Below are 11,070 nucleotides of genomic sequence, written 5' to 3' on the forward strand. Positions count from 1 at the left end.
AAGGAAAGAGGTCTTGGTAGGAGAAGTCAGGGACAGGTTGTTTGAGCTATGAAACTATATCAACGACCCCCATCATGGGTAAGCGACTAAAGTGGCTAGCGGGCTTTTCCGCCCTGCACTCAAGTGCAGGGCTACCAAGCTATCCTTTTGTTGTGTAGCGTCGATGCTTGTGGGGTCATGTCTGAAGCTCAAGATTTGCTGCCGGTGGGGGCGAGGGTTGAGGTGGTAGAGATGCCTCCTTACTTGAAAACGGCTGACCCGATGCCGATGTTGCGCCCCGCCCATTTGATTCGGCTGCACGAACAAGGGGTGATCTTGCAGCGGCGGCTGTTGGGCACCTACAGTGTGCAGTTTGCCAATGGCATCTTTTTAATTGACGGCAAGTACCTGGCTCTTGTGGGATCCCGCCCGTGAGCGCCCCATCTCCGCCGGAGCTCAGGAGACTGGGACTTTTGCTCTTTGGGAGCTGCGGGTCTTGCGCGTGCCGGCGGACTTTCGCGGTAGATTAAAGGGTGCCGGCTGAGGTTGGGTCAACAGGGTGGCTGGGATCCAGCCTAGCTTGCAGTATTGGCTCTTCTGCTTCTGTTGCCCTACATCCGATTAGGCTATCGTCGCTTATGCCCAGAGTTATCGTCACGGATCCCATCGATCAGGCGGGGATCGACATCCTCTCCCAAGTGGCCCAGGTGGATGTGCAAACCGACCTTACGCCGGAGCAGTTGATCGCGGTCATTCCCAACTACGACGCCATCATGGTGCGCTCCGGCACGCGGGTCACCCGCGAGGTGATCGAGGCGGGGACGAACTTGAAAATCATCGGTCGGGCGGGGGTGGGCGTGGACAACATCGACGTGGCTGCCGCCACCAAAGCTGGGATCCTGGTGGTCAACTCCCCTGAGGGCAATACGATTGCTGCCGCCGAGCACGCCATCGCTCTGATGATGGCCCTCTCCCGCCACATCGCCGATGCCAATGCCTCTCTGAAAGCGGGCCAATGGAAGCGGCAGGAGTTTGTCGGGGTAGAAGTCTACAAAAAAACGCTGGGGATTGTGGGATTGGGTCGCATTGGATCCCATGTGGCCCAGATTGCCAAGGCGATGGGGATGCGGCTTTTGGCCTACGATCCCTACCTTTCGATGGAGCGGGCGGAGCAACTGGGGGTGCGCCTAGTGGATTTCAAAACCTTGGTGCAGGAGTCAGACTACATCACCCTGCATGTCCCCAAGACCCCTGAGACCACTAACCTGTTCAACGCTGAGACCTTCCGCATGATGAAGCCGACCGCCCGCCTGATCAACTGTGCCCGCGGCGGCTTGGTGGACGAGCAAGCCCTTTATGAAGCTCTCAAGTCCGGCCAAATTGCGGGGGCGGCCCTGGACGTCTTTGCCGACGAGCCCCTCAGCAAAGACTCACCTCTCCTTTCCTTGGGCAAGGAGATCCTGCTGACACCTCACCTGGGGGCCTCTACCGAGGAGGCGCAGGTCAACGTAGCCATCGACGTAGCCGAGCAGATCCGCGATGTGTTGTTGGGGCTGCCTGCCCGTTCTGCCGTGAACATCCCTGGCCTGCAGGCGGAGGTGCTGCAAAGCCTCAAGCCCTACCTGGACTTGGCGGAAACTTTGGGCAACTTAGTGGGCCAGTTGGCGGGGGATCGGGTGAGCCAGTTGGAGATCCGCCTCCAGGGATCCCTTGCGGAAAAAGATGGCCAGCCGATCGTCATCGCCGCGCTCAAGGGGCTTTTGACGCTGGCTCTGCGGGAGCGCGTCAACTACGTCAATGCTTCCATCGAGGCCAAGGAACGAGGCATTCGCGTGGTGGAGACGCGAGATCCCTCTTTGAAGGATTACTCCGGATCCCTGACGTTGATTGCCCACGGCCCCAACGGGGTGCGTTCTGTTTCGGGGGCGCTGATCGGGGAGCGGGAGGTGCGCATTACCCAGATCGACGAGTTCCCGGTGAATGTGCCCCCCTCCGCCAACATGCTGATGACCCTGCACCGGGATATGCCGGGGATCATCGGGCGGATTGGCACCCTGCTGGGGGCCTACAACGTCAATATCGCCAGCATGCAGGTGGGGCGCAAGATCATCCGCGGCGATGCGGTGATGGTGCTCAGCCTCGACGATCCTCTGCCAGATGGGATCATCGAAGAGGTGTTGAAGCAGCCGGGTATTCGCGATGCTTTTGTGGTGAACCTTTGACGGCTTCTGCCGCCACTGGGGAAGTGCGCAACCGGCCTGAGCAGAGGGGAGGGCAATCTCTTTGCTGGGGTTGGTGGGGATATCTTGAGTTGAGGTGAACGCTTGAGTCCGAATCACTTGCCGCCGACGGGTGGGATCTCAACCTGGGATTGGCCGGGGTTTCTGGAGTCGCTAGGCCACTTTGGCGTCGACCTCAGCCTGGATCGCATGCAGGTTTTGCTGCAGCGCCTGGGCCAGCCCCAAGCCGGGATCCCAGCCATCCACGTGGCCGGCACCAACGGCAAGGGATCCGTCTGCGCCTGGGTCAGCCACGCGCTGTGGGCGGCGGGCTATCGCGTCGGTCGCTACACCTCTCCCCACCTGGTCAATTGGCGGGAGCGGATCTGGCTGAGCGGCGAGTACATTTCGCCAGGCGACTGGAGCCGGGTGTTGGCCCAAGTGCGAGATTGCCTGCAGACCTACGCTCCAGGCGAGGCTTCCCCCACCCAGTTCGAGGCCATTACCGCCGCTGCCTGGCTGTACTTTCGGCAGCAGAAGGTGGACATTGCCGTGATGGAAGTGGGGCTGGGGGGGCGGCTGGATGCCACCAACGCCGGCATCGAGCCGGTAGTGACCGCCATTACCTCCATCGGCTGGGATCATTGGCAGCGTCTGGGCAACAGCCTGGCGCAAATTGCCTTTGAAAAAGCCGGCATTCTCAAGCCGGGGATCCCGACTGTGTGCGCGCCCCAACCCCCTGAGGTGATGGCCGTGATCCGGGCTAGAGCCGAGCAGACGGGCAGCCCCCTGCGGGTGGTGGAGCCCCTGCACTGGGCCGGTCCTCAGACTGTCTGCTGGCGGGATCAGGTGCTTACCCTGCCTCTTGCCGGTGAGGTGCAACTGATCAATGGGGCGGTAGCTCTGGCCGTTGTGGAGACCCTGCAGGAACAGGGTTGGCGGATCCCAGATGTCGCTGTCGAGAAAGGATTTGCCCTCACCCGTTGGCCGGGTCGCCTACAGTGGGTGCAAATTGGCTCCCGCCAGCTGCTGCTGGATGGGGCCCACAACTTGCCCGCCGCCCAGGCGCTGCGCCGCTACCTAGATGAGCACCAGCCCGGCCCCCTCACCTGGTATATGGGCATTCTCACCACCAAAGACGTCAAGGGCATGCTCGCCACCCTGCTGCGGCCGGGGGATCGCTTCTTCGCCCTGCCCCTCTTCGGCCACGCCGGAACCCATCCGCAAGAACTGGCCCACCTGGCCCAGATCTTGCAGCCCCATCTTCGCTCTGTCCAGGCGCTGCCGGATCTTGCCGCTTTACAAGCCCAACTGCAGCAGCCGGCTGACCTCGACGAGCCGCCCGCGGTTATCTGTGGATCCCTATACCTCTTGGGCCAGGTGATGCAAGCTTGCCTGGGATGGGATCTGGCCTGCTGAGGTTCCTGCCACCAGTTTGGCCGAGCGCTCGGAGACCCCTAGCGCTTCCCCTACCGGCCCCATCGGGATGACAGGATTTGAACCTGCGGCCCTCTGCTCCCAAAGCAGATGCGCTACCAAGCTGCGCTACATCCCGCTCTTGTAATTATGGCAGATGATCAGCTAGAAAGCGCAGGAGCCCCGCCCTGTACCTCCCTAGATCCCCCCGCCCCCCTGCCCCCCGTATATGGGGGGTTGGGGGGGAAGGGGGGCGGTCGGAGCCGGGTAGTGTACGCCAGAGACGAAGAAAGTGTAACGATTTCTCCAACAATTTCGCCGATGTTCTTTAAGAGATTTTGGGGAAGCCAGACAAACTTTTGCGTTATCTGACAAGAAGGTGAAGGAGAAGGGGAGGTTCTGGCTCCTGCGGTAGAAAGGTAGTGGGGCGAGTTGGCCTTGTCTATGTCCGATGAGCTGCTGCGTGCAATCCGCAGACGCGACCTAGAGGCCGCCACCTCAGCCGTGCAGCGCTTGCGTTCCCGCCACCTGAGCGAGGCTGTGATTACCTCGATGGTGATGGTGGCCGTGGAGCGACTGGCCTGGGATGAAGGCGATCGGGCCGCTGCCAGTTGGTTGCTACGTCACTGCTCCAGACGGCGCTGAAGGGATCCGGGCCGAGCGAACGCCTAAAGCACCTGCTGCTCGCGGAGAACCTCGGCCAGCAACCCCGCCAGGGAAGCGGCGATCCCGACCATCGAACACTAGCTCTGCCGTATTGCCCTCCCGGCCAAGGATGAGGATCCCTGGACGGAACACCTCCAGATTTTCAGCTAGAAACCGCAGGAACCCCCCCTATCCCCCCGCCCCCCTGCCCCCCGTATACGGGGGGCGGTCGGAGCCGGGTAGTTTACAGACGAAAACTCATTATGCTCTATCCCTTCCCACCGTCTATACGGTGGGAAATTCCGCGCATTTAAGTGCGCGCCAGCCAGCGCCGCAGCGGATGCCAGGCGGGCAAAGACAAAATCCAGCGGGACTGGCGCTCCAGCATCAAGCGCTCAATAGGATAGAGCCCAAACAGCTCGTAGCGGCTTTGGGCGATCAAGATCCCCAGCGTGAAGCTGACGCAAAGCAGCAAACCAAAGGTGGGCCAGCCGGGCCGGTAAAATAGGGCATAGCGCAGGCCTGTCCAGGTGAAATGGTTCCACAAGCGAACAATATCTGCCCGCAGCGCCCAAAGGCTGGGGATCCCGACCAGCAGCCACAACAGGCCCAGAAAGAGGAAGCTGCCGCCATGGTAGAGGCGCAACAGGCGCCTGGCTGGCGGAGAGAGAGATTCCAGGCCGGGAGGGTTTTCCGACCCCCAGCCGCGAGCAGCCTTCTTTTCCTCGACTGAGCTAGGATCGCGAGGCGATGACATCGAGATCCCGGTTCTCCAAACCAAGACCTTGTCATGATAACTTTAGCGACTGGGATCCCCAAACGAAGCTCCTTGGGGGGCATTAAGAGAGCGGGTTAAGCCGCGTAGCCGACCTCAGAGAGGAAACTCCTCCAAGGATATAATGGCTCTGCAGCTTGCCTTGCTAGCTCAATGGATAGAGCACCGACCTTCTAAGTCGATGGTTGCAGGTTCGAGTCCTGCGCAAGGCGCTAGGTGGATTCGCCTGGGATCCCGGCTTGTGGCGTTCGACTTTGAGAGGGGCACCACACTCGAAAGATGACTTGGCCAGAGTGACTTGCCACCGTCAGGGATCCCTCCAAGATCTCCATAGCCTTTTTGGCCAACGCCAGGCCCAGGCCCGTTCCCCCGGCCTTGCGGCGATCCAACTGCGGGATACGGTAAAACTTCTCAAACAAGCGGGGCAGCGCCTCTGGAGGAATTTCCACCCCTGTATTGCCCACCTCGATCAGCCAGCCGGGACGGCCCTGTTGATGGCTCTGGCTAAAGCGCAAACAGATGCTTTCCCCAGCCGGCGTGTACTTGCAGGCGTTGTTCAAAAGTTCGCCCACCACCCGCGACAACAGGCTCTCATCCGTGCAGAGGGGCAAAAGGTCGGGATCCCATTCCACCTGGAACTGTTGGCCCTGCTGGGCAGCTCGCAGCCGGAAGGGCTCGGAAAGATTGGGGATCCACTCTTGAGGAGATAACCAGGTCAGCTTGAGATCCCTATTTCCGGCTTCAATAGCTTGCAATTCCAAGAGCTCGTTGATCAAGTCCAGCTCGCGGTTGGTCTCCATCTCCAAAATCTGCAAGTAGCGCTGTTCCCGCTCGGTCAGGTTGGCCCTCGATAAAAACCCAATCGCCAGCTTCATGTTGGTCAGAGGCGTGCGCATCTCGTGGGAGACCATGTGCAGAAACTCGTCCTTGAGGTGGTTGAGCTCCTGCAACTGCTGCACCTGCTGCTGCACGGTTTGGTAAAGCCGAGCCTGGCGAATGGCAATTGCACATTGGCCGGCCACCCGCTGCATCAGGCGTTGCTCCCGCTCGCCAAACACCTGCCCCGGCGGACGGGATCCGCAAATATTTCCCAAAAGCAGCGAGTCTTTTTGCTGGCCTGTTCGATCCCGCAAATCGCAGATGGGAACCACCAGCAGGGTATGGCGCTCGTAGCCGGGCCAGCAGGGGTGGCCAAGGTTGCTGAAATAGCAGAACTGCCCACCCCGAAGCTGCTGGAGCACCTCGGCAAAATCGGCAAAGGGGATCTCCAGGGGAAAACGGCGGATCCCTTGGTCGGGCCGATAGTCCACCGCCAAAACGCTGGCCTGTCGTTCTGGGTCGTGCAGGGCAATCCTGCAGCCGGAAAGACCCAGCCTGAGGGCCAGTTCTTGCGCCACGGTTTCCAAAATCTTTTGCTCGTCTAGGCTGGAGCGAATTTCTTCCGTGATCAGTTGCAGCAGGGCCTCGTCTTCGTAGGCTTGCTGCAGTTGGCCGTTGCGCACCCGCACTTGGTAATCCAATTCGGCGTTGGTTTGCTGCAGCTTTTGATAAAGTTCGGCCTGGTGGATGGCCACTCCCAGGTGATCGCCAATCGCTATGGCCAGCTCGATCTCCTCCGCTTGCCAGTCCGGCTCAGAGATCAAGCGCCCTAGGGCTAGGGCGCCCCAAAGCTTTCCTTGGCAGGCCACGGGGATCCCCAGCCAGGGGCCGAGTTGGTGGTCTTGCCTTTCCTGCAGCGCAAACGAATCGGCAACCTGCTGCGGATCCCGCACGTGAAAAACCTGCAGCCGCTTCAACTGCTGGATGGCTGGGATCTCTGGATCATCCGGTATGCGCAGGTGAAGGAAGCTGGGCACCTCAGGAGAGCGGACATGGCCGACAATGGCCACCCACACCCGCTCCTCAGGTAGATATTGGTAAAGGGTAACCCGCGCTGCCTGCAAAACCTGGCCTACTTCCTGCACGGCTACCTCAAAGAGGGTCGGCAGATCCAGGGAGCCGTTGATGGCTTGCATCAGCCGGTTGAACAGTTTTTCCCGCTGCACCTGTTGCTGCAGCTTCAGCTCGGCTTGCTTGCGGGCAGTAATATCCCTCACCATCACCAGCATTTGCTCGTTCTCGAAAGGCACAAAACGAGCCTGCCGATACTGAGGCTCAGAAGAGCATTCCGTCCAGCAGTACTCCATCTCCTGGATTTGCTGGGTGGCAAAGGCCAGCTCCAGATGCTGGCGAACGGCTTGGGCTTCCCCAGGGGGAAACAGCTCTTCCGGGGTTTTGCCCAAGTAATGGTCGGGGGGATACTGCGTCGGAAAGTTGCTGGGGGGCTTGATCTCCAAACATCGGCCCTGGCGGTCGAGGCGAAAGAGCATGTCGGGCAAAGCTTCCAGCATCTGCCGATAGTGGCACTCCCGTTCGGCCAAAGCCGCCTCCAGTTCCTTGCGCTCGGTGATGTCCAGCGTTACGCCCACAACATGGCTGGGATCCCCTTCCGGCCCCAAGAGCACAATGCCCTGGGAGAGGTACCAGCGCACCTGTCCGTTGGCTAAGCAGGCACGGTACTCGACGGCAAAGTTGGGATCCCCCTCCGTCGCCCTGCGCCCCGCCGACTGCAAAGCTTCCTTCACCCTTGGGCGATCTTCCGGGTGAACCCGCTCAAAAAACATCTCCAGGGTGAACTCCTCGCCGGGATCCAGCCCGTATTTGGCCTTGCATTGGGGAGAGGCACTCAACTCCCAGGTGCGCAAATCCAGTTGCCAATAGCCCAGTTGGGTGGCTTCCAGAGCCAAATAGAGATGCTCTGGATAAAAGCTGCCGTCTCCTGGCCGCACCGGCACCAGGCGGTATCGAGTTGAAGCCATCTCCCTCACCAGATTCTATGAGCCCTGCCTCATTGTGGACGATTTTCAGAGAACCTGGGAGATCCTACTATTCGAACTGTTAGAAATTCCTAACCTTAAGCATGGCTCCAGGGTAACTCTTAGATATGTGTTCTCCGACACCAAACCTTCAACTTGAGCTGGACTTCAACTTCACGGGGAGAAGGCCTAGGGTCACACCCTGCTGATGCGACCGGGAGGCTTTGGGCCGGGCTTGTGGGAAAGGGGGGTGCCTCTGCTATAGTGATGGTCGGTTGCGTTTCGGATCCCAAGCAGTGGGATCCCCCTGGCAGGTAGGGTTGGGGCAGGCTTCGAGATGTCTTTGCGCTCTTGCGAGAGTTGACGTTGCGTTGAGCTTTCTCGGTGTGATCCTGCCCTTAGCCTGCGTGAAGCGTTTTCTCTTTTTTTTTATGCTTTCCTGTGCAACGTTAAGCCTGACGTTTAATCACAGAAAACTTCTCCTGCTCTCGAGTTTGGGTTTATCTGTAGTAAGACCTGTATTCAGATTTTCCCGATGGGTTGACGGTTTCCTGTTCGCCCTGGCGCGGCTTCTCAAGGTGCCGTTGCCCTCTTCATTTGGTTAGCGGACGGGGAAACAGAAGATTGCTAGATCTGGACAATTAGCAGGGCCGAGGTTGTCTTCACTTCCTTGGGCTTTGGCTTAAGTTTTCCTTTCCCCGGGTATCTCTTGCAAAGTTGCCCGATGTTGGCGATGGCAACAGGATAGTCTGTTTAGCCTGCTGTTAGGTTTTCTGGATTCTCTGAGTTGGGTTGATGGGCTGGCCCGCGGCATGGCGAGCGAAGGGATCCCTTTGACCTTTCTCAGCAGACTTCTCCCTATTTTTTCCTAGCTCAACTCAATCATTTTCCAACCGAAGAATTCAAGGTTATTGCTGTGGTTTGTGAAGTTTCTCCCAGTTTGCATCGACAGCATCAGTCGAGCGAACCTGCGTTGCCCCAAGGCCACCCCTTGGATCCCCTTAGCGCCGAGGAAATGCGGCAGGTGGTGCAGATCCTGCGCCGGCAACGGCCCCTCAGTTCTCAGTGGCGCTTTGTAACCATCCAGCTACACGAGCCGGATCGGCCTTGGATGGAAACTTGGCAGCCGGGGCAGCCGTGGGATCGGCAGGCTTTCGTGGTGCTGTTGGATCCGGCCAGTGGCAACACCTACGAAGCCGTGGTCTCTCTGTCAACACAGCAGGTGCGCTCTTGGCAGCTCATTCCGGGCGTGCAGCCCCCCCTGTTGGATGATGAGGTGTACGCCTGCGACCGCCTGCTCAAGGAGGATCCCCAGTTTTTAGCGACTTTGCAGCGCCGAGGCATTGCCGATGTGGATTTGGTGATGGTGGACTACTGGACGGTGGGCTACTTTGGGATCCCGGAAGAAGAAGGGCGGCGGCTGGTGCGAGGCTTTTGTTTCCTACGTACTTCCCCTTGCGACAACGGCTATGCCCGCCCCATCGAGGGGCTCTACCCCTGGATTGACCTCAACCGCATGCAAGTTGTCAAGGTGGAGGATCGGGGTCTGTGGCCCTTGCCGCCGGAGTCCGGTAACTTCGACGAGCTGTTTTTCAAAGATTTTCGCCAAGACTTGAAGCCGCTAGAAATCACTCAGCCCCAAGGGGTGAGCTTCCAGGTGGACGGCCACCACATCCGCTGGCAGAAGTGGGATCTGCGCATCAGCTTTAACCCGCGAGAGGGGCTCGTCCTCCACCAGGTGAGCTACGAGGATCAAGGCCGCCTTCGCCCCATTCTCTACCGCGCCTCGGTAGCCGAGATGGTGGTGCCCTACGGCGATCCCCGCGATCCCCACTGCCGCAAGAACGCCTTTGACGTGGGGGAATACGGCATCGGCATGCAGGCCAATTCCCTGCGGCTGGGCTGCGACTGTCTGGGGGAAATCTACTACTTCGATGCCTGGCTGCCCACCAACAGCGGTGAGCCCATGCTTTTGAAAAATGCCGTCTGCATGCACGAGGAGGATTTTGGCATCCTTTGGAAGCACACCGACTGGCGCACGGAGCGAGCCCAGGTGCGGCGCTCGCGGCGGCTGCTGCTTTCCTTTTTCACCACCATTGGCAACTACGACTACGGCTTTTTCTGGTACTTCTACCAGGATGGCACGCTGGAGTTTGAAGCCAAGCTCACCGGCATCATCAACACTTGCGCCACGTTGCCGGGGGAAGAGCCGGAGTTTGGCGTCTTGGTGGCACCCCAATTGTCTGGCCTCAACCACCAGCACTTTTTCACTGTCCGCCTCGATATGGCGGTGGATGGGCCGTGCAACTCCCTCTATGAAGTGCATGCAGAACCTCTGCCTCTGGGGCCGGATAACCCTCACGGCAACGCCTTTCGCGCCCGCTCCACCCTGCTCAAAACCGAGCAGGAAGCTAAGCAAACGGTGGATCCCTTGCGGGGGCGCTACTGGAAGATTGTCAACCCCAACCGCCACAATCGCCTGGGGCAGCCGGTGGCCTACAAGTTGATCCCAGGAGAAAATGTCCAGCTCCTGGCCCACCCCGACTCCTGGCTGTATCGACGGGCGGGGTATTTGGCCCACCACCTCTGGGCCACACCCTATCACCCTGGCGAAAAGTTCCCGGCGGGGGACTACCCCAACCAACACCCCGGTGGGGAAGGGCTGGTGAAGTGACATCTTCTCCCGCTAAGCCCTGACGGGCTGTAGACGGGAGCTTCCGAGAATCACTTCTCGGAGTTGCTGCTTCAACGGACTGGTAAACCAGGATCCTCCACAGCCAGAGAGCGGCAGTCCCACCGCCCTGAGTCCTCGCTTCAAAATCTCGATAGCAGCGTTCAAGTCTCTGTCCCACGACCCGCAACGGGGGCAATCATGCACCCGTTCCGACAAGGCCTTGGGAACACGCTCCTCACAAACACAACAATTTTGGGACGTACCAGGGGGATCCACTCTCAACACCTGTTTGCCGCGTTTGACCGCCACTGCTGTCAGAATGTCAAGAAATCGTCCCCAAGCCGCATCCAAAATCGATTTAGCCAACCGAGTCCGTGCCAGCCCTCGGACGTTGAGATCCTCCACCACCAACAGGTCGTATTGCCCCACCAGCCAGTGCGCCACTTGGTAGTGGAACGCTTTGCGTTGTCGGGCAACGTGCAACTGCAAACAAGCAACTTTCGTGGC

Annotated in this window: 8 protein-coding genes and 2 tRNA genes; 6 read left to right on the forward strand and 4 right to left on the reverse strand. The window is 59.5% G+C overall.

What is annotated here, in order from left to right; translation table 11 throughout:
- Positions 1–177 precede the first annotated feature (177 nt).
- The 3 genes from SYN63AY4M2_RS01080 to SYN63AY4M2_RS01090 all read left to right on the forward strand — a co-directional run bounded on the left by SYN63AY4M2_RS01080 (position 178) and on the right by SYN63AY4M2_RS01090 (position 3,617).
- Complete coding sequence (locus SYN63AY4M2_RS01080) at positions 178–414, forward strand: DUF3148 domain-containing protein (RefSeq protein ID WP_041438293.1); 237 nt, start codon at positions 178–180, stop codon at positions 412–414.
- Positions 415–617: 203 nt separating this feature from the next.
- Positions 618–2,201 (forward strand): phosphoglycerate dehydrogenase, encoded by a 1,584-nt coding sequence (gene serA, locus SYN63AY4M2_RS01085; RefSeq protein ID WP_099812151.1) that lies wholly within the window; start codon positions 618–620, stop codon positions 2,199–2,201.
- A gap of 102 nt (positions 2,202–2,303) precedes the next feature.
- On the forward strand, positions 2,304–3,617 hold the full coding sequence (locus tag SYN63AY4M2_RS01090; RefSeq protein ID WP_240527673.1) for a folylpolyglutamate synthase/dihydrofolate synthase family protein: 1,314 nt from the start codon (positions 2,304–2,306) through the stop codon (positions 3,615–3,617).
- A 62-nt stretch (positions 3,618–3,679) separates the two neighbouring features.
- Here SYN63AY4M2_RS01090 and SYN63AY4M2_RS01095 read toward each other — a convergent pair.
- Positions 3,680–3,753, reverse strand: a tRNA-Pro gene (locus SYN63AY4M2_RS01095).
- Positions 3,754–4,058: 305 nt separating this feature from the next.
- Between SYN63AY4M2_RS01095 and SYN63AY4M2_RS01100 the strand changes: the two genes are divergently transcribed.
- Positions 4,059–4,259, forward strand: a complete 201-nt coding sequence (locus SYN63AY4M2_RS01100; RefSeq protein ID WP_041438291.1) for a hypothetical protein — start codon at positions 4,059–4,061, stop codon at positions 4,257–4,259.
- 310 nt (positions 4,260–4,569) lie between these two features.
- Here SYN63AY4M2_RS01100 and SYN63AY4M2_RS01105 read toward each other — a convergent pair whose 3' ends face one another.
- Complete coding sequence (locus SYN63AY4M2_RS01105) at positions 4,570–5,016, reverse strand: hypothetical protein (RefSeq protein ID WP_011430201.1); 447 nt, start codon at positions 5,014–5,016, stop codon at positions 4,570–4,572.
- 157 nt (positions 5,017–5,173) lie between these two features.
- On the opposite strand from SYN63AY4M2_RS01105, the gene SYN63AY4M2_RS01110 reads away from it, so the two are divergent.
- A tRNA-Arg gene (locus tag SYN63AY4M2_RS01110) sits at positions 5,174–5,246 on the forward strand.
- On the opposite strand, the gene SYN63AY4M2_RS01115 is transcribed toward SYN63AY4M2_RS01110, so the two are convergent.
- Positions 5,247–7,892: a GAF domain-containing protein gene (locus SYN63AY4M2_RS01115; RefSeq protein ID WP_099835940.1), complete on the reverse strand. Its 2,646-nt coding sequence runs from the start codon at positions 7,890–7,892 to the stop codon at positions 5,247–5,249.
- 970 nt (positions 7,893–8,862) lie between these two features.
- On the opposite strand from SYN63AY4M2_RS01115, the gene SYN63AY4M2_RS01120 reads away from it, so the two are divergent.
- On the forward strand, positions 8,863–10,563 hold the full coding sequence (locus SYN63AY4M2_RS01120; protein WP_240530467.1) for a primary-amine oxidase: 1,701 nt from the start codon (positions 8,863–8,865) through the stop codon (positions 10,561–10,563).
- Positions 10,564–10,575: 12 nt separating this feature from the next.
- Here the strand turns inward: SYN63AY4M2_RS01120 and SYN63AY4M2_RS01125 are convergent, their stop codons facing one another.
- Entirely contained in the window at positions 10,576–11,052 is a 477-nt protein-coding gene (locus SYN63AY4M2_RS01125; protein ID WP_276307820.1) for a transposase, read from the reverse strand.
- Positions 11,053–11,070 lie beyond the last annotated feature (18 nt).

Source organism: Synechococcus sp. 63AY4M2, from assembly GCF_002760475.1.
Classification (GTDB): Bacteria; Cyanobacteriota; Cyanobacteriia; order Thermostichales; family Thermostichaceae; genus Thermostichus.

Coding starts and splice junctions, on each gene's coding strand:
- SYN63AY4M2_RS01080 (WP_041438293.1), top strand. CDS start 178: ATGTCTGAAGCTCAAGATTTGCTGCCGGTGGGGGCGAGGGTTGAGGTG.
- serA (WP_099812151.1), top strand. CDS start 618: ATGCCCAGAGTTATCGTCACGGATCCCATCGATCAGGCGGGGATCGAC.
- SYN63AY4M2_RS01100 (WP_041438291.1), top strand. CDS start 4,059: ATGTCCGATGAGCTGCTGCGTGCAATCCGCAGACGCGACCTAGAGGCC.
- SYN63AY4M2_RS01105 (WP_011430201.1), bottom strand. CDS start 5,016: ATGTCATCGCCTCGCGATCCTAGCTCAGTCGAGGAAAAGAAGGCTGCT.
- SYN63AY4M2_RS01115 (WP_099835940.1), bottom strand. CDS start 7,892: ATGGCTTCAACTCGATACCGCCTGGTGCCGGTGCGGCCAGGAGACGGC.